Origin of the sequence: Rummeliibacillus pycnus (assembly GCF_050459865.1) — a bacterium.
GTDB lineage: Bacteria > Bacillota > Bacilli > Bacillales_A > Planococcaceae > Rummeliibacillus > Rummeliibacillus pycnus_B.
On record NZ_JBCMNM010000029.1, the window covers coordinates 25,577 to 44,964 of the forward strand.

At 32.6% G+C, this 19,388-nt stretch carries 21 protein-coding genes and 1 pseudogene; 1 reads left to right on the forward strand and 21 read right to left on the reverse strand.

What is annotated here, in order from left to right:
- The first annotated feature begins 291 nt into the window (after positions 1 to 291).
- Positions 292 to 1,557: a DNA polymerase thumb domain-containing protein gene (locus ABE048_RS07930; protein WP_430310428.1), complete on the forward strand. Its 1,266-nt coding sequence runs from the start codon at positions 292 to 294 to the stop codon at positions 1,555 to 1,557.
- Between the two features lie 209 nt (positions 1,558 to 1,766).
- Here ABE048_RS07930 and ABE048_RS07935 read toward each other — a convergent pair whose 3' ends face one another.
- The 21 genes and pseudogenes from ABE048_RS07935 to ABE048_RS08035 all read right to left on the reverse strand — a co-directional run bounded on the left by ABE048_RS07935 (position 1,767) and on the right by ABE048_RS08035 (position 19,368).
- Positions 1,767 to 2,507: a hypothetical protein gene (locus tag ABE048_RS07935; RefSeq protein WP_430310429.1), complete on the reverse strand. Its 741-nt coding sequence runs from the start codon at positions 2,505 to 2,507 to the stop codon at positions 1,767 to 1,769.
- A 991-nt stretch (positions 2,508 to 3,498) separates the two neighbouring features.
- Positions 3,499 to 3,678, reverse strand: a pseudogene (locus ABE048_RS07940) (DNA replication/repair protein RecF); the annotation flags it as partial.
- A gap of 73 nt (positions 3,679 to 3,751) precedes the next feature.
- On the reverse strand, positions 3,752 to 3,964 hold the full coding sequence (locus ABE048_RS07945; protein WP_430310430.1) for a hypothetical protein: 213 nt from the start codon (positions 3,962 to 3,964) through the stop codon (positions 3,752 to 3,754).
- The gene (locus ABE048_RS07950) at positions 3,965 to 4,666 is read right to left on the reverse strand and encodes a hypothetical protein (RefSeq protein ID WP_430310432.1); all 702 of its coding nucleotides are present in this window, start codon (positions 4,664 to 4,666) and stop codon (positions 3,965 to 3,967) included.
- A gap of 133 nt (positions 4,667 to 4,799) precedes the next feature.
- The gene (locus ABE048_RS07955; RefSeq protein WP_430310433.1) at positions 4,800 to 5,342 is read right to left on the reverse strand and encodes a hypothetical protein; all 543 of its coding nucleotides are present in this window, start codon (positions 5,340 to 5,342) and stop codon (positions 4,800 to 4,802) included.
- A gap of 84 nt (positions 5,343 to 5,426) precedes the next feature.
- Entirely contained in the window at positions 5,427 to 5,786 is a 360-nt protein-coding gene (locus tag ABE048_RS07960) for a hypothetical protein (RefSeq protein WP_430310435.1), read from the reverse strand.
- Positions 5,755 to 6,540, reverse strand: coding sequence for a PD-(D/E)XK nuclease family protein (locus ABE048_RS07965; RefSeq protein ID WP_430310437.1), 786 nt, complete (start codon positions 6,538 to 6,540; stop codon positions 5,755 to 5,757). Before ABE048_RS07965 ends, ABE048_RS07960 begins: the two co-directional genes overlap by 32 nt.
- Position 6,541: 1 nt before the next feature.
- A complete protein-coding gene (locus ABE048_RS07970; protein WP_430310438.1) occupies positions 6,542 to 6,964 on the reverse strand; it encodes a hypothetical protein in 423 nt (140 codons plus the stop codon).
- 110 nt (positions 6,965 to 7,074) lie between these two features.
- Positions 7,075 to 7,602 (reverse strand): single-stranded DNA-binding protein, encoded by a 528-nt coding sequence (locus ABE048_RS07975; RefSeq protein WP_430310440.1) that lies wholly within the window; start codon positions 7,600 to 7,602, stop codon positions 7,075 to 7,077.
- A gap of 49 nt (positions 7,603 to 7,651) precedes the next feature.
- Positions 7,652 to 8,407, reverse strand: a complete 756-nt coding sequence (locus ABE048_RS07980) for a hypothetical protein (RefSeq protein ID WP_430310442.1) — start codon at positions 8,405 to 8,407, stop codon at positions 7,652 to 7,654.
- On the reverse strand, positions 8,408 to 9,880 hold the full coding sequence (locus ABE048_RS07985; RefSeq protein WP_430310444.1) for a TcpE family conjugal transfer membrane protein: 1,473 nt from the start codon (positions 9,878 to 9,880) through the stop codon (positions 8,408 to 8,410).
- Positions 9,881 to 9,920: 40 nt separating this feature from the next.
- Entirely contained in the window at positions 9,921 to 10,166 is a 246-nt protein-coding gene (locus tag ABE048_RS07990; protein WP_430310446.1) for a TcpD family membrane protein, read from the reverse strand.
- 28 nt (positions 10,167 to 10,194) lie between these two features.
- Positions 10,195 to 11,283 (reverse strand): conjugal transfer protein, encoded by a 1,089-nt coding sequence (locus tag ABE048_RS07995; protein WP_430310478.1) that lies wholly within the window; start codon positions 11,281 to 11,283, stop codon positions 10,195 to 10,197.
- A gap of 32 nt (positions 11,284 to 11,315) precedes the next feature.
- On the reverse strand, positions 11,316 to 11,543 hold the full coding sequence (locus ABE048_RS08000) for a hypothetical protein (protein WP_430310447.1): 228 nt from the start codon (positions 11,541 to 11,543) through the stop codon (positions 11,316 to 11,318).
- A 49-nt stretch (positions 11,544 to 11,592) separates the two neighbouring features.
- Positions 11,593 to 12,255 carry a thermonuclease family protein gene (locus ABE048_RS08005; RefSeq protein ID WP_430310448.1) on the reverse strand — a complete coding sequence of 221 codons (663 nt, stop codon included), beginning with the start codon at positions 12,253 to 12,255 and terminating at the stop codon, positions 11,593 to 11,595.
- 74 nt (positions 12,256 to 12,329) lie between these two features.
- The gene (locus ABE048_RS08010; protein ID WP_430310449.1) at positions 12,330 to 13,166 is read right to left on the reverse strand and encodes a hypothetical protein; all 837 of its coding nucleotides are present in this window, start codon (positions 13,164 to 13,166) and stop codon (positions 12,330 to 12,332) included.
- A 1-nt stretch (position 13,167) separates the two neighbouring features.
- The gene (locus ABE048_RS08015; RefSeq protein WP_430310450.1) at positions 13,168 to 14,508 is read right to left on the reverse strand and encodes an ATPase, T2SS/T4P/T4SS family; all 1,341 of its coding nucleotides are present in this window, start codon (positions 14,506 to 14,508) and stop codon (positions 13,168 to 13,170) included.
- A 17-nt stretch (positions 14,509 to 14,525) separates the two neighbouring features.
- Positions 14,526 to 15,209: a hypothetical protein gene (locus ABE048_RS08020; RefSeq protein WP_430310451.1), complete on the reverse strand. Its 684-nt coding sequence runs from the start codon at positions 15,207 to 15,209 to the stop codon at positions 14,526 to 14,528.
- Positions 15,210 to 15,241: 32 nt separating this feature from the next.
- The gene (locus tag ABE048_RS08025; RefSeq protein ID WP_430310452.1) at positions 15,242 to 15,577 is read right to left on the reverse strand and encodes a hypothetical protein; all 336 of its coding nucleotides are present in this window, start codon (positions 15,575 to 15,577) and stop codon (positions 15,242 to 15,244) included.
- Positions 15,578 to 15,595: 18 nt separating this feature from the next.
- Complete coding sequence (locus ABE048_RS08030; RefSeq protein WP_430310453.1) at positions 15,596 to 16,000, reverse strand: hypothetical protein; 405 nt, start codon at positions 15,998 to 16,000, stop codon at positions 15,596 to 15,598.
- 56 nt (positions 16,001 to 16,056) lie between these two features.
- Positions 16,057 to 19,368 (reverse strand): MucBP domain-containing protein, encoded by a 3,312-nt coding sequence (locus ABE048_RS08035; RefSeq protein WP_430310454.1) that lies wholly within the window; start codon positions 19,366 to 19,368, stop codon positions 16,057 to 16,059.
- Positions 19,369 to 19,388 lie beyond the last annotated feature (20 nt).

Sequence of the window (19,388 nt, forward strand, 5' to 3'; positions counted from 1 at the left end):
CCTCTCTTTATCATATTATGTAACTATTATAACATAATATAACAAATAGTGTTGTGTTGATGTTGTATAATAATTAAATAGTTAAATAGTTATTTTACATCGGTATTTATTGCTATTAAGCAATTTGTAATTATATTTAATTGAATAGCCGAATGAATAGCCGAAAAAAACAAGAGCATACTAATGCATGAAACATCCAAAAATATGTTTATGATGTATTCATTTCTAACTTGTAAATAGAATTTTTCTGAATTAAAATAAGAACATTAGTTCTATTTTGGAGGTGCAAGTATGGATTACGACAAAATGCCAAGAAGATCAATCATGTGTGTAGATATGAGGTGTTTTTATGCTAGTTGTATGGCATCATTGGCACATTTAGATGTGATGAATGAAGCAATTGCTGTAGTCGGTAATCTGCAACAAAAAGGTAGTGTTGTTCTTGCTGCATCTCCAATAATGAAAAAACGTTTTCAGGTTAAAACAGGTACACGATTATATGAAATTCCCAATCATCCTGATATTCATTTATTTGAACCCAAAATGGAGTTTTTCGTTAGTATGTCTATGGAAATAACCAAATTGTTAAACAGCTATGTACCCAAAGAGGCTATTCATGTATATAGCATCGATGAAAGCTTTGTAGACCTGACAGGTACTGAAAAGCTGTGGGGAGATCCTGAAGAAACTGCTCGTAAAATTCAAGATGAAATCTTTCGTCAATTTGAAATTCCAAATACAGTTGGAATGGGACCAAATATGCTTTTAGCAAAATTAGCACTAGATATTGAAGCGAAAAAGACTAAAGAAGGCTTTGCAAAATGGGATTATGAAGATGTAAAAGAAAAATTATGGCCACTTTCGCCATTATCTGAAATGTGGGGCATCGGACGGCAAACAGAACAGTCACTTAATGGGATTGGAATTTTTTCGGTTGGTGATTTAGCTAATGCCGATCTAACAACTTTAGAAAGTCGTTTTGGTGTAATGGGAAATCAACTTTATCATCATGCATGGGGTATTGATTTATCAAAAGTTGGTGAAGCACCTCTGATAGAAGGGCAAGTTAGTTATGGTAAAGGTCAAATGTTAATGCGGGATTACAACACTAAGAAGGAAGTGTTAGCGGTTCTTCTTGAAATGTGTGAGGATGTTGCTAGGAGGGCTAGAGAGGCATATAAAATTGGCCGGACCATTACGTTAGGCATTGCGTATAGCAAAAATTCTTTTGGCGGTGGATTCCAGCGTTCACGTACTATAGATGAACCAACCAACGATACGATGATGATATATCAGGTATGTCAGCAAATATTAAATGAAAATTATAACGAACGACCTGTACGCCATATTAGCGTTAGTATTACAAAGTTGGAATCTGAACACTCTATGCAACTCAGTTTATTTGATACTAAACGCTTTCAACGTCGTAAACTTGGTGCTACTATGGATCAATTACGTTCTCATTATGGCTCTACATCAATTTTACGAGCTGTTTCCTATACTGATGCAGGAACTGCAATTAAACGCTCTGCATTAATAGGTGGTCATAAAAAATAAGTATTATGTTTCCTTGAAATAAAGTTTGATCAAAAATACCCGAAAAACTAGTATTTTACTATAAATAAAAAGAATCCATTTTGAAAAAAAAGATTGTTCAAAATGGATTTTTTTCCGGTTTTATAAAAGAGTTTGATCAGTTTCTACCTGTGTTCTTCACAATCGCGCGCGATTGTGGAATAAGAAAAAATCCCACTTTTAGTTGATATCTAACTTTTAAATTCTGCAAACGGTAGTTCTTCATTTTGTTCTACTAGTTCTCTTAGTTCCATAAAAATTTCCTTGTAAAAATGAGTAGTAAAAGCAAATGCCTCGAGCTCGTATTCATTGAGAGGAAATTCTTCATTATCAACGGTGAAATATATGTTCTTTAAATCCTTACTTATCGTATGCCCTAAAAAATAGCCAAAGGAATTGGGATGAGCTAATTCAGAGAGATTATCATATCCCTTTCTAAACTTGTTATCAGTATAGCCATATTTCTTTTTAAGAAAATGGTCAGCTGCATCAATTAATTTCATTACATTGAAGGGTTCAGGGGATTCCGGCAAATTAATCTTATCTTTTGTTCCAAGATACAATTTTAACAAGACAGAATCAAATTCTTCCTCAGTAAGAACTTGTTCCTTAAATTGTATATACTTCTTATGAGCAAAAGCAATCGCACCTGTTGTTTCAAATAGTGACCTCACAAGTATTGCAGAGCATAGTGGATTTTGTTGATTTAAGCTCTCGATATAGCCTCGCGAAAAACTTTTTACTCTATAAAGATTAGTTTGTATAAAAATTAGTAAATTCTGCCCTATCAGATTTTTGGGTTTTGGCCCTTGCATGGTCAAATCTTTGATAAAGTAAATTCTGTAAAACTCATTTAACAACTCGATATGTTCAATAAAATCAGTGTATCCATTACTACTCAATAAGTCTTCTGTATGTGTAGTTAACTCCAAAATTTCTCACCCATTTCTAATTGGTTATTATTCATTGTAAGATAAATGCACCATTTTAACATAAGAAATGAATGAAAAAATATTTTTGGAAACGCGCCCGTTAATGACAACTAACATTTATATAGCTAATATATATTTGTGCATAAATTATAGAGCATTTAGCTATACTGAGGAGGATTTAATAGTATTTTAGAGCATTTGAAATATATATTCCCTAAATAACACTGATCAAATGGCTTCAATCAGATTCTAAGCTAACGAGATTAAACAATTTCTGTTGACTTTAAACATTAATTATAATATGCTTTATTTAGCGTATTTCAAGTCATATATTGACTTTAGAGAGAAAAGTGTATATAATAATGAAATTGATTTTTAGATTAATTAATATTAAAATACACCTAATAAAAAAACTGGACATCATAAATGATATCCAGAAATAATTACTATTTTTTAAATAACTTTTTGAATAATTTTTTTAAAGAAATTAATGTCTCAGTAATTGACTCAATCTCTTTAATTACATTCTTTAAACTTTTAAATATTGCTTCAGTATCTTTAAAAATATGTTTTATTTCTTTGAAGCATAAACCAATTGCCACTAATATAGATAGTGCAATTAATAAGAAGTTCAACATTCTTTTATCCTTTGGACGACTTAACCAAAAACTGTTTTATTTAGTTTGCACCTAAATAAACAACTTGTACAATTCAACATCATAATTTGCTGGTATCGACACTTCCTTTCCACGAATATTTGCTTACAGATAATTCGATGTTTGTAAGTGGCATAATAAGTGTTTGATTTCCGCACCTAGCCATCTATGTAAAATGCTAAATCAAACTGTTGGCGCAGCTTGAAGCATGAATTTTTTGGTAAAGATATTTTACCTACTATTTTTCATTATAACAAACTATTAATATATTTGTCTAGTTATTCCACTACTAAAAGTGGAATTTTTTTTTACTAGAAATTTAATACATCTTTATTACCTTCTATTTTACCATAGTCTTGCTCCCACCGTATTAATTCTTTCCCACTTGATGTACGATGGGATTTTGCCATGGCTAAAACGTAGATAGATTCCATAACATTCGTTCTACCTTGAGCATTTTCACCAATGAAAACATTAATCTTTTTAGGATAAATCGAGAGAAAGCCTTCATCTATGTTAAGCGTACATAGATGTAGGCTTGATGTTTTAGTAAGTCTATTTACTAAAAGGATTCCGTTTCAAATATCGCTACTTAAATAGGTTTCCTACATATTTCACGATAGAATCCCAAAAAGGAAACAATAATATAAATCCAATAAGAAATGGAATAATAAGTATAACTAATATTGGATGTTTATCTGTAAATGATTTTTTATTAGATTCTCCCTCTATATTTTGAGTTCCTATAAAAGAACCGTTTATTTTATTCTTATCACCGATTTTTATTTTTGTTTTTGACATTTATTTTTCTCTCCTGAAAAATTTTCCGACTTTAGCGTTCTTCAATTTATTCTTATCACCCATTTCTACCGAAGTAGAAGTATCATGATAAACTAAATTATTAATGTACGTAATTGCTTCTTTTCGTTTCTCAGGTTCTTCTATCATTTGATCCGATATGTCCATATCATCAATAGCATCTGGACCAAATTTCTTTTCAAGCATCATAATAATATCTACTATTTTGTCCTTAACATTGGATAAAATGGCCTCAAAGTCATTTGAAGAATACATAATAGACATACCAATAATTTGAAGGTCAAGACTAGAAATACTATGACAAATTTCAGTAGGAATTGGTCTACCTATTTTATCCCTATTTTCAGATTTTAAATTCTTTTCAATTACTGAAATACCATCACTAAGATTCAATATAAGCATTTTATCAATCATATCTTTATCTAATGTTGTAAAATTCAAAGGAACCAAGGAGTTTGAGTATTGATATGCTCCATTAACCACAAAAGTCCCCATAGGACGACCATTTAGGATTCTATAATCAGGAACTATATCATCTTCACCATATCCTCTTAATTCTCCCTCAATCCATCCTAAAATATTTTCATCTTCAAGATCACTCAATATCACTTTTAAACGTAATAAAATATTTTCTAAACTAACTTGACCACTAACGGTATCTTTCAGTAAATTACTTCTTGCCATTGTAAAACCTCATTTCTTTAAATATTTTTATATCATCTTTCAATATCTCTTTTTAATTATAAAGTAAAAATTTCCATAAACACTAAAAAAGCCTTCTAATCTATGATAAGTGAACATAGATGAAGGCTTTTTATTAAGATTTTTTTATAGGTAGAATATCTATTATCCCTGAGTTTTCTTCAGGAGAAGATAAATCTCCTTCAACTACGTCTGTATTTACAGATTGTTTTTTGGTAGGCAAAATATCTATTATTTCTAAGTTTTCTTTAGTGGAAGATATATTTGACGTATCTGATATATCTTCCTCAACCAAGGATGTATTAACAGGTTGCATATCAGTCATATCAGTCATATCAGAGTTTCTTATTTCATCGTTACGAGCATCAACTTTAGAGAAGAATTTCTCTTTATTAGCTATTAAAATAGCATATAGCCCTAACATTGTTGCGGTATCGGTTAGAAAAGAAACAATTAAACCTAACATATCCATAACATCCTGACTTGTATTTTGTAGCATTAATATGAAGTGATATACGAACACAAATACAATTGTACCTAAGAAAATTGTTGATGTATTTTTCATCATCCATACCGTTGCTTTTTCCATTAGATTGTTGCTTACCTCATTCATATTTTTATTACTTTGGTTGGTCTTGCTATTATTATTGTTTACCAAAAAAATCACTCTCCTTTTCTTTTTAATAAGTTGAAACACTCTAATATTAGACTTTCAAAATGTATTTATAACGGAATGGGAGTCTTAGCAATCCCACCACTGAGTCCAGTACGAATTTCCATCACCATCATCATACATTTCAAGCCATTCAGAAGGTGTAAAATGCTTGTGTAAGCATTTTTCAGAACAATATATATACAGTCCATCATCAACAACGAATCCTTCTGTTGCAATAGAATCACATTCATCACACACCCTAAAAGTGTCTCCCCAATCTTCTTCCTCTTTTTTTGTTTTCACAGCTTGTACAATAGAGTTTATTAATTCTTGTATATCCTTGCCGTATTGCAAACCTTCAACTGCGTGAATATCAAGTTCGATAGGGATTAGAACGTTATTATCCGTTCCGTCATTAAAGGGTATTTGTATATTCATATTTTTCATTTGAAATCCTTCTTTCATCTCGTAATTTTTTTATATGCGGGATATTTGAGTGCTTATAAAGACACTCAATCGCAAAAGGGCATGATGCACAACGACTAGAAGGTTTTGAAGGAAATAATATTGCTTCATCTTCAGGAAACATTTGAAGATCAAGACATTTTCCATCAATTTCTTTCGCAAGATCATAAGCCCACTTTCTCGCAATCTCCATTTCATTTAGTCTGAAGATATGCGTACTTTTATTGTTATTGTTGAATCGTAGAAATACGAGTGTTGCTGAAACCTCAGTCCATCCGTACATTTTCCACATAGCCCATGCATACAAACCCATTTGAAATGTATTTTGAACTTTATATGGAATACGATTGCTTTTCCAATCGAAAACTCTACGATCAATTGTTACTAAGTCGATGTATCCTTGTATCACTGGGGCATTTGGTTCATCAGAGAGAGGTAGTTGAAAATGTAGTTCTACATCATCCACAATGTCTCTCAGCTCATGTACAGGTGCTTTTGCAATGAGTCTTGATAACTCGTTCATTTCAATACCTTCGTGCATATTGCCCTCAAGGTATCCAGCAAGTACCGCATCATTGAATTTTGTACCTTTCACTCGTTCCTCAATGCCTTTGTGAGATGCTTTTCCAAGAGCAAGCGGTAGTGTTTCTGCATCCTCATAGCCATCTACATACTTTTTCTTAAATCGGAATGGACAGTTATCATACATGGTTAGTCGTGAGAACGAATAAATCATGTTAAACACCTACTTTGAGCGTATTAAAGTAATTAAAGTCAAATGTAGGTAAGACTTTATTAAAGAAATAATTTTCTGTAATAATGCCCTCATAATATCCATTAAAGTAATCTGATTGAGTTAGCAGAAAAAGAAAATAATCAACTTCTCTTGTATTCGTAGCTGGTAATCGATTAATAACATCTTTCAACTTATTTATTAATTGGTCTTCAAAATTGCTTTTGTTGTCGGTATTTTGGTAATAGAACAAACATTCATATCCATAGTTTTCAAAGTAAAAAAAACTAATACTTATCTCAATACCAATTACCGATGCAACAGGGATTTCATTATTTGCTGAAGCAAATAAGTGAACTTCTTCCCTTGCAATACGATTGACCTTGAAACATTGTTTGAATACATTTTCTAATAATGCTGCATCCATAGATGTCCCTCCTGTCGTTGGATTTTTATAAAAAAAAGCCGATTGACAAAATCAATCGGCTTTCATAGACGATATTTAACTTTCATGTTTATCAATTCTCAATTTCAATTTTAGAACGGTAAATCATCTTCGTTTGGAGGAGGATTTTTATAATCTATTCTAGCGAACGGATCTTCCTCATTTCGAGATGATTGTTGCTGTTGAAAACCGTTTGGATAACTACGGTTATTTACATTTTGTTGATAATTAGGTTGTTGATATTGAGATTGCTGTCCTTGTGGCTGGTATTGTTGAGAACTACTATTTTGTTGGCTCGCTGGTTTAGGATCAAGGAACTCCGGTTTTTCAACAACTACTTCAGTGATAAATGATTTACCACCATTGTCATTATCAAAAGTACGGGTTTGTAAACGTCCTGTAACCCCAATTTTAGAACCTTTTTTTGTGAACTTAGCAATGTTCTCAGCTGTTTTACCCCATGCTTGACACAAAATAAAATCAGCTTGCACTTCACCATTACCATCCTTATAATCACGGTTGACTGCTAATGTGAAGTTTACAACTGCTTTCCCACCATTCTGTAAGTTACGCAAAGTTGCATCCTTTGTTAATCTACCTATCAAACTAATTGTATTCATTGAAAATTCTCTCCTTTGCTGTCTATGCAGCATATATTTTTATGATTTTTTATTGTTTATTGTCGGAAACGGAGTACATATAAGCATCATTTCCGTTAATTTCTCTATCGTTAAATCCAAAATTGATAAATAGCACATTTAGAAGAACTTGCTCCATTTCAAAATCCATTGTAGCCATTGATGTTCTCCATGCCATACGACCAATTTCTGTACCTTCCCTAGCCCAATCACACCGATCTTCAAAATCTAGTGTGAATTGTTCAACTAATTTACTAAAGGCAAGATATATTTTCGTTTTTTCAGCCAAATCCATTACAAGCTGTAATTTATCCAGCCTAACTTCATTCGTACATTCTAAGGCAGATACACACATGAAAATTGCAAATAGCTTTCGCAATTCTCGGTATTCATAATCTTGCCAATCCTTTAGAACCTCGTCTTTTTTTTGACGAAACTCAGCAACAGATTGTCTTTTGAATTCATCCCAACCTATCTTTTTTAACTGATGATTGTTCAGATTGTATGCATCATGCGTTTTTTTCTTTTTCTTAGGAAAGTATTTCTCCTTGATTTCTTGATATGGAACACCAGTTAAACGTGCTTCAAAGTCAAGAACACCGCCTTTAACACCGCAATACCAGCATTTATAAACGTTGTCATGTGTATTCAGCGATAGATACCACTTATCTTTGTTGGCATCTTCATTACAGAATGGACACTTACATGTTGTTTCCTTCTTTCCAAAGGTATGAGGATTGAAGAAAATACCGTTTTGTTCTGCAATATCTAAAATTCCTGGTAACATTCAATCCCCTCTCTTCATAACCTTTTCAAACTTTTTTTCTAATTTTTGTTGTCTCTTTTCCTCTTTCAATTGTTCTTTAAGCTCAGTAATACTAGGTCTGTTTTGATGAAGTATCATTTCTCGCATTATTTGCTGTTGCGTAACTTGATTGTCGCTATTCTCAACTTGTTGTGCTTCAGCAATTGTTTCTTCTATCATTGTTCCAGTTTTCGGTAATTTCTGTTTTGGCTTAGCCCAAAATCTGAAGCTAGGCAATCGAATGATTTTCTTTTCTTGCTTAACCTTCTGTGTAGGAGTGTCTTGTGATTCAACCCTAATAGGATCGATAAGTGTTTCTTCTACTTCCTCCGGCTGTTCCTGAATTTCTACTTGGGAACTTTCTTCAGCCAAACTAGATTGTGTAGTAATCTCCTCATTACTTTGAATTGACGGCTCTACTACAGATATATCTTCTATATCACCTGATTTTTGAATATCTTCTACATCAGCTGTATTTTCTATATCAGATACAACCTCTTTAATTTCTTCAGCCGAACTAGGTTGTGTAGGAATTTCTTCATTACTATGAATTGATGGCTCTACAACAGATATATCCTCTATATCAGAAACTACTTTTTTCACTTCTTGAGATACTCCATTTTCTTCTATATCAGTTATAACTTGAGTAGTTTCGGATTTTACGCTATCAAACTGCTTGAATGAGCGTTTATTTTCATCTGAATGCGCTTTTATATCTCTATCCACTAAAATCGATTCTACGGCCTCTGTGACGGCAATTTCCTCATAAGCTTTTTCTAAAATTTGATCAACTGGTTTAATTACTCTATTTTTCATAGAAAATTCTATTGGCTGTAGAATGTTCTTCTCCTTAATTGGTTCGTTGTTTGTACTTATAGGCATTACAACTTGTGGTGTTTTCTGAACCACTTTCTTTTGCTTTTCTTTAGTTTTTCTTTCTTTTACTTTTGAACGCTTTATATTCTTTAAAACTTTTGTTTTGGGTTTACGTTTACGCTTAGTTGCTGGTAAGTCTATTGGCTTTTCCAATATTTCAATTATTTCTTCTTGACTGCTGTAATTGGCGGTTGCATAACCATTGATTTTGTAGACAGCTGGTTTAGCTATTTCACGGCCACGATAGTAGGTTACATTTTGAGCTTTACGTACTTGATAGAAAAAAACAGAACGGAAAAAGGCGATTGGATTTCGCCCTTCCGTTCTTACTCCCGTCAATAAATATGAAATCCCTATAGGTATTAACAATAGGAATACAGCTGGTAAGATGTGCAATATACTACCAATTATAGGTGTGAAGTAAAATGCTATTTCAACGATTACAGCAGCGAAGAAATATAGAATAGCTTTTAGTTCGATTGGACGTCCTAATGACACCCCGAAAATTTGATAAATTTTACGTTCAAATTTCAAATAGTCGTTTAATACAAGCAATGTAACTCGCTTTTTATCGTCCATTCTATTTCCTCGCTTTCTAAATTAATTAATAGCAAGAATTCTATTTTGTTGGAGTTGAAGATCCAGAAATTCCTAATTTAGTTGCAACCCAAGTTGATAATGAAGATATTAATTCAGGATTAGAGATGAAGATACCAACAAATGCTAAACCAGCAATTGCCCCAATTAATCCTAACCATTGACGTTTGAATGCAAAATAAATAGTTACGCAAATTAATGCAATCATTAATGCGTAACTACCTTGTGTTTTAAACCAATCGTATAATGTTTGTAATGATAAATTCATAATATTACCTCCGATAGTGTATTAGTGTTTAGTTAGTTATTTCTCCGGTTGTATTATCTTCAATAATGTCTGTAGATGAAGTTACATTCATGTTTACATCTGATAACTCATTAAAGTCTGCAACAACGAAATGACCACTTTTCTTAACGATAGTTAATTGATAATTTGAATCAAATTCTATACCTGTAGAAGTTTCGATTGACGATACTGTTACGAAAGCAAAGTATTTAGTCGCTTTATCCTCATTTTCTACAACGTATTCTTTGTAAACATCACTGTTTTCAATTTGTTTAAATTTTACTGATCCATTTAAACCACTAGAAACTAGTGAGCTGTCTAAAAGCATGTAATCTAACTTATCTTTTGTGTCTTCCATGTAAACCTTAAAGAATGTTGGCAAAAATTCATTAATGGCACTACTTATAGTGACATCGGCATTAGTTAAGCCTTTATACTGTAGTTCCGATAGTGTAGTTTTTTCTACTTTAGGACTTGAAAACTTCGGTAATTCATAAATACCGAATGTATCTCCATCATAAGCCACAGCCATTGTTACATAGCGTTCATTTAAAATAGGTTTTGTCTTTCTACTTTTTCTCTCAGTCAATTCAGTTTTCACTCTCAATGAAATTTGGGCCATATTTTGCCCTATTTCTTCTACATTTTGAACATCACTACTCAACCATTTTGAGCTGTATTTGCTATCCTTAACGTTTATTCCCCCATCTTCAGGTAATGAACTCATTAAGTAAGGAGAAATGGCACTAACATGTTTTTTTGAGCCTTCTTCTGAATTATCAAAAGTATATAATGCTTTTGAAAAATCAATTGCGTATTGTACAGCTTCCTGTGAAGTAGCTTTATTAGCCTTATACTCAGCATTGTTAGATGCACTTGTCTTATTGTTGTTTGACAATACGTTTAATACAACAAAGCACAACATAAATACAAATGCACACCAAAATACACCTGTTCCAACTTTTTTTGCGGTGAATCCTTTTGGTTTAAGAGATTGTTTACGAGCCTTCTTCTTTCTATCCGATTTTTCTTTTTCCTGTTTAGAAATCTCATTAAGATTTCCACCTATAACTTTCGCCTTTTTAAAGGCATTTTTCATATTCAAATTATTCACCTCTTTACGCTATTGCATTAATGTTTACCTGATGCTGATGTACCAATCATTATTACAACTCCCACTATTAAAAGGACGGCGCCTGTTATACCATATTTTGCTTTTGCATCACTATAGACATTGCTAGCAATTTCCTGAAACTCTTTCCACATCGGTTGTAGTGATGGTACGTTTTCAAGAACTACACTTCCAGCTACTACAATTACAAAAATTCCAGCAATGAAGTAAAGTAAACCTTTTACCATTTTCTAACTCCTTTCTTTTAAAAAGTATTGAAGCCTACATCAACTCCTTTCACTTACTTGTAGCCACATTAAAGCCCTTATTTGTTACATAACCCTTGATGGACCAAATCTTCAATTCTCTCTTTTTAGCCATAGTTTGTTCTTTTTTAAATTCTTCTAAGTATTTGGTATTAGGCTTAGACACATAAGCCACTCTTGCATACCCTTTTTTCACCATTGTAAGATTAATATTTTCGTCTCCTACAAAAACATAAGCAAGAGTTCGTCCGTATTTATCCGTTGCGTTTTTACCCTTTTCAATGGCAACCGTATCCCCTTTTTTCAAACGCTGTTTTAAATATTTACTTGCAGCTATGCTATAGGGTTGTGGTTTGACACCTTGTTTCACTGATTCAGGAGTATCAATTAGCAACATACGGATTTTAACTTTCTTCTTGTTTTCCATTACATAAAGTGTGTCACCATCAACAACGCTAAGAACCTTTACTTCAGAATTAGTAAAATTTCCAAGGCGATTTCCAATTAGATCCTGAGTTTTTCCTGATAACAACGCAAATACTGATTGTTTGACTTCTGTAACAGCGTTATTTAATTCATTTACAATAGCGTTGTCTTTCACCTTTTTGTTTTGTGTCAATCCAGTAAAGTAAGCCACTGTAAATAAGAAACCCACTATCATGATGATTTTGAACGCTTTATTAATGATGAACACTGTAAAACCTCCTTTCACTTTATAAAGACATAAAAAAAGCAGTCCCTTATTAAAGGACTGCTTTTTTCATGCTATTAAAAGATACTTATATCTAAAGCATTCTTTTGTAAACGGTATAAGCTGATTAGGAATCCACAGCAATATAAAACACATGCAAACTGTGCTGCAAATCCTGTATCTAAGAATACGTTGTATACATCTTTAGTGCCAAACACAACAAACAATGGCATTGAAGCACTTAACCCCATCATACCGTAAACCTGTTTTCTTACATTTCTTTTACGTTTGAACAACTTATCTGTATAAACTAATTCCATGTTAATTGATTTTGTTGGTTTATCAAATAATGCTTTCGGATCTCCACCATGTTTGTACATAATTTGTAAGATTTCATGATAAACATCTAATCCATCAAAATGATACTTCTTAAAATGATCTGTATACAAAATCGCTTTCCTTTTGAGGCCAACAATAGTCATTTCGATATCTTCAGCTAAAATTCCATCTGCTTGTGCTTTACATGCTTTAAGAGAATCCAAAACATTGTACCCCGCCTGTAAATAGAAAGTCATATTTGTTGTGTAACGTTGTAAAGCTCGTAAATTATTTTGCTTATATTCTATTTGCTTTGGAATATAAACCATAGAGTAAAATCCCATAATACTAGCAATTATAAAGAATATAAAGGTCATTAATAGATTTTTTGATAATAAATACATGTATATTGAAACGATTGAACCTAGAACAATACTCATAACCACAATCTGAATCGCTGGGTAAAAGAATCGCATGTTACTCCATCCCTCTTTGAAAGGATACTTTTTTCTTTTCCCACTCGTTTTTTTAGTAGATTCTGTTATTGATTTATCTAAATTTTCCTCGGTAGTCATATTCTTTTTAGAGAGCCCCATTTCAATTCACCTCTTTTTTCGTCTTTCTGTACACTTCAGGTAATTCATGATATTTTCGCTTGTACATCAAATCCTCTAAAACCATCTCTGATAGAGGTTCTTTCACTGCATATTCGTTATAAGTATTATTTTCTTCATCATAGCTGTTCTTCCGTTCATATAAACGATTAAATTGAACGCCTTCATCTGTATAAGCTGTGAACTCATAGAATTCACGCATAAAGCGAATAGTTTTACCATCCTCATTTTCTTCAACCCACATATAAACTCCAAAACGTAGTACATCTACGATAGTTTGTCCAAGTAATTTTTCATCAATGTTGTATTTTTCGGCAATCATTTGAATCACTCGTTTTGGAATCATCTTTGCACCTTTAGCATGTAACGTAGTAATGATTGAATGGTCCGTCATAGCACTTTGTAATAAGTGATAAATTTCCCAACCACGAGTTTCAGCAATAATAATCCAATCAGGGTTATTACGTAATGCAGCCTTATTCAACATCGAAATATCAATTTTATTCTCCCTTGTTGGTGCCATCAATGTTCGCCAACTATTGATATCTTTTTCAGGATAAAGTTTTTTAATATGGCTATCCATCGTATCTTCTATCAATGTGATTTTATTGTTTATGAATCGATTCATTAGCTTTTGCAATTCTGTTTTACCAGCACCAGTTTTACCAGCGATAACGAAATTGTAACCACACTCAATTAATACTTTAATCAACTGTTCCACATCTTCGTCTGCAATTTCTGATATATTCTTGATTGCTAGTCGTGGTTTAGAAATACGCATAGCAAAAGTGGTACCCGATGGACTTATCGCTTTATGCATTGCATTCACTCGTAGATTTCCGATTTCTGTATCTAATATTGGTTCTGAAGGAGTAAATTGTTGGTGTTGTGTATTAGCGATCTTTTTGATGAAATTCGCAACTTCTTGGGCTGACGGTTGTTTGGTTGGTCTATATGAACCCTTTTCGTTGTCTTTCACCCATAAATCCGTACCATTAAAACTAATATCTGTAATTGTTGAATCTTCGTGAATATAATCTTTGATAATCGATTCTTCACTTTCGATTAGAATCTTAGCAGCACGTTCATCATCTGTTAGTTCATCATCTTCAGGTATCTGCTTTTTAACACTTTCTACACTTTGAGTTGTTAATGGAAGACCAGGATCTGTTGCTGTTCTTTCTTCCTCATTCGATTTAGCAGTTAAAATGTGTTTTGTATCATCAACTAACTCTACTGAATTTGTTTGTTGGCCATTCTTTTCTTGCCCCTTATCTTTTCCTAATCGTGAAAAGAAACCACTTCTATTATCTATCTTCACCATTGTTATTTCTCCTCTCTTTAAAGAACTGTGCTGAAGTATTGAAACATTGTCATAATCCCGAATAACATAACAAATGCCATAGAATAAATTAATACAGGTGTTGCAAATGACAGCATTTTACTAGATTTTTTATTAATCATTTCCTCAATCTTATTTTCCTGTAGCTGAGATAAAACGTTTTCTAACTCAACCAATCCCTCTTTCTGAATGCCTTCCCTTTCAAATTCATATATCATACTCATAATCATTATTGCTTCATATGAGCCTATAAAATCCGCAAATTCCATGAATGCTTGTTGATTTTCTTCTTCTGTTCTCCCGAGTTTTGATAACAATACCCCTAACTTTTCTTTCAGAGGGGTTTTAGCGTAGGTTTGGCATTTTTCTAATGTTTTGTATACATTTCCTTCTGTTTCAGTCAAAGATATGAAATGGCGTATCAATGATGGAAACATTAATTGCTTCACTAGATCCTCTGAAGACTTCATTCTTTTCACATTGTAGTAAGGCGTTTTATAACCAATAATCATAAATACTGGTATGAGAACACCGTAAATATGTTGAACTTTCAATGCCAATATTAAACAAATTAATCCCAATGCTAATGCGTAGACATAGCGTGTACGGTTAAATTTTCGATTGTTAAATTTAAAGTATTCCAATAGATATGGAAGATCTTTTTCAATAAAAAACTCTTTCATTTATTTCTCTCCTTTTTAGATTACTAGAAGCTTTATGACCTTTTATTTACTGTCACATCACCTTTTGTAATATAACCATCTAAATCCACTTGAAATTTGATCGTTGTTCCAGCTGGTTGAATGCCTGTTGGTCTTGCTCCGCTTTCTGTCTGCATTTCAACTACGTACCCTCTTGATTCCAAATTTTTAATAACATTATCAACCCTAGGTGTAATTCCACCTTCAGCCGAAAGCATTTGATTTAATTCTGTTGCTACATTCATAGCTTTATTTGACTTAACCGAACCATCAAAAATATCAAAGATCATAGGAACCACGCACATACCAAATAAAAGGATAGAGGTTAAGAAACCCATTTTGTTTTCCATTTCATCTTCTCCTTTCTATTAATGAACCTCTTTAAGTGTTCGTGTTTGTATAGATGTTGTTTGTTCTTGTCCGTTATCGTCCAGTAGCACAACTTTAAATTGAATACTTGTTGCAGCTGTACCATTTCCACTTGGAATGACATTATTGTTCTTATCTAAGAACGAATAATCAATTTCCACATTATAAGGCGTACCTTTGTATGAATCTGCAATTTCAGCAACCATATTCGCAACAGTAGCTTTTTTATCTAGTGCTGCCTTACTTTCTGTCCTTGCAGTTCCTACTTCTGATGATTCCATTGCAATTTGTACATTCTGTGTTGCTGATACATTTGCATTGTGTTGTAAATATAGAACGGACACAATAACTACACCAAAAACCAAGAACATGAAAAACATTAGGTAATTCATTTTCATAGACATAGACAATTTCTCCTTTCATAAAAAGAGGAAGGACAAATATTTGCCCTTCCTCTTAGTTACATACCACTTACTAAATCTTTGATTGTTGGATATACTTCTGAAATATCTGTTAGACGTAGACTATGAATTAAGTTATCTCGTCCATCATTAATATTTTTAATCGTTTCTATTTTGTCTTTAGGAATCTTAATTTTATTCGTATACGTGATTGAATTTCGTGAATCAGGTTGTTCATTGATTACTGGATTATCTTTTGGATGCCCCATTAAATACTTTTGGAACATCAATTTCTGTTCAGCATAAACAGTGATATTATTCAGCCCAATTTCTCCAAATACAAAGTCATTGCTATACCATTTATTTGGCTTTTCAGAGTTATTAATATCAATTGGTAAGTAATATCGAGAACCCTTTGAGCTATCGTAAATTACACTATCATCATAAGGTGTATTGAATATATTTTCGTGTAATTCTTTTGCTGTTTCTTCTGATGCAGTTTGAGTATCTTCACTACTATCAATTGAAAGGAGCATCCCTGTATTTCTAGTAACATAGAAATTATCTTTCAAAACAAGTTTTGCTGAATTGCTTGTTTGCCCTTTTACTTTCAGTGGAATTGCATAATCATTGTCAGTATAGTTCGTTGTATTCTCGTACCGATCTTTCACTGATTCATCTAATGAATGAGGGAAATAGAACGCGTCACCTGACTGAATATAGAGTTGATTTCCTAAATCAGAAGTGTAATCAATTGGTTCGCTAATATCTTCAAAAGTTTGCGTTTTTAACTTTGTACGATTTACATCTAATTGAATTGTTTCTTCTTGTTTAGAATTTTTAAAGCTGTTTCCGCTGATTTTAGCTGTTCGGCCAACGATTAAACGAACCGTATCGTTATCAGTTACTTTCAAGTTTAGGTCTTCTTTGTAAGAGTGATCTGCTTTAAGTGTTGTTTTCCATTCAGGTTTATCACCTAAATCCCAACGTGTTTCTCTATAATCAAATCCATATTCTGCACATCCTAAGTTGTTACCCTTCTCGTCATAGCTGTAACGTGTACATTTGTAATGGTCCGTGTAGAAATTCGTAAATTCGTAGCTGAATGAATAAGTAATATTCTTATCTTTGATACTGTTTGGACTACTCATTGTTGAACCATTGCTATAGCTAGAACCATTAACAGTAATTGATTTTGTAGGATTTCGTGTAGCAAAGTGATTACCAGCAATCGCAGCTGTATTGATAAATTTAATACTTGAACCACTTGTAGAACTTGTTTTCAACATGTTCCAAGCAAATATTCCACTAGCTTTACCCGCTGTATAACCACTGCCCCCATCTCCACCATCAGGAGGTGATGGATTAACCGTATATTCAATATTTACAGTCATATCCTCTGTACCTGTAGTAATAGTTGTTAAACTTTTAACAGGCATATATGGATCGCCATTTTTATCTACAAAATATCCAGTCTCTTTTGAAGGATATTGGAAAGTTGTATTTATTGGCTTATACATTTTCTCTGTAAGTAATGGCTCTTTTGTTGCTTTATCAATATGTCGGATTGTAACAAGAACAGCCTCATTTTCTGTTTGATCAATTTCTGTATCCTCGCTAATTTTATAAGGAATGCTTACAGTAGCACTTCCTGTTCCTACTGAGATTGTTATTCCATAAGGACTTACAGGTTCATATAATTTACCTTCTGCATTAGTGAAATAACCTTTTGCTTTCGGTTTGGCTGTATAATTTGAATTTGCTTTAGCCATGACTTTTTCAGTCAATAAAGTCTTATTGTTAGATTGATCGTAGTGTCGGATAGTAACTTGTGCTTGATCACCAGTTACTTCACGGTATTTAAAAGTTAAAGTAGTATTTCGTTTCCCTACAGTACCATTTTTAGGTGCATCCGTGACTGGAGCATAAACTTTTCCATTAGCACTTATTGTTGATTTAGGGGGATAGCTATATTTTTCGCCAACTTTTACTCTATCTTTCTCAGCGGTTGCTATTTCCTCTCCTGTTGCTTCATCAACATGTTTCCTTGTCATGATAATACTCTCCGTTTTGTAATAAATCGGTAAATCACGGTAAGTATATAATTTATATTTAATTGTTTTTAAATCTTTATAATCCCCTGTTAATGGGGATTTTTCAGGAACTAATGGATTACCCTCGTCATTTACAAACTTTTTACCATTGTTATCTGTTTTACGAGGGGTATAAGAGTAATTTTGTTTATAAAAGCTAAGCGAAAACTCTGTATCAAAATCAGTTTCTTTATAAATTTTTATATAGTTCCCTTTGCTATCTTTTCGGTCTTTATCGTACCCATTGCGATAAAGAGTATAGTAATAAGGGATTAACTCTAATAAAGAAGGGACATCTCGATAAGACCAAAATACACTTGAAGCATATTTTGTTCCGTTAGAATTAGTTTTAAAATATGTTGCAACTTTATTATTGTTTTCAATTTGAGCGCTTATTTTATACCATGTTCCAACACTAAAATAACTTCCATCAGAAATATCTTTAATGTCTCCACCCGGTTCTGTTAATCGTAAAACTGTTGATTTATTAACCCTTGCGCTATTTACATCTTCAGTATTGACGTTCTCAATCGAATAATTTAAATTCGCTTCATCATAAACACTTTGATATGATTCATAGCTAAAATAAGGGATTGTTAAATCGTCCCATACTGTACGAGTTTTTTTATCCCCATTAGAATCAGTACGAGTTACTTGTTTGATGATTTTCATAGTGAATTCAATTGGTTTTCCATCTTCATTTATTAAATCATCCAATGGGATATACGCTTTAAAACCTACAGATTGGTATTTCTTATTACATACCTGGTCAAATTCGTCGTACTTTGTTGAAGAACACCATTTTGGTTGTCCGTAATAAAGTAAAGTGTCTGTTGCATCTAATGAAGTTTGTTTTGTTGAGTAGATTTTAGTCTTATGGGTTTTTGAATTAGTTATTGATATATACGTATTTTGATTAGAAGAAGTATGATTGTAATAAAAATGAATCGCACTCCAACCTGTAAAAGTTATTACGTTTTCTTTCCCTCGACCAACATTAATGTATTCTACTTTTGGCTTTGTATGAACACTATTAAAATCTTTAGAATACACATCGTATATAAGCTTTGATGTTTTCTCTCCTTCCTGTATTGCATAGCTTTTACCTTTCTTGTAACTTCTATCATTTGCAATATCATACAAGCTATTAGAAGGAGATACTTCATAATTTGATCTCTCAGCAGCACTAACTCTTTGGGCTGAGAATAAGGTAAGTAAGAAACATACAAATGTCGCTAATAAAACTCCCCTATATATTAAGGAGCATTTATTCTTCATTTGAATCATTCCCCCTCATA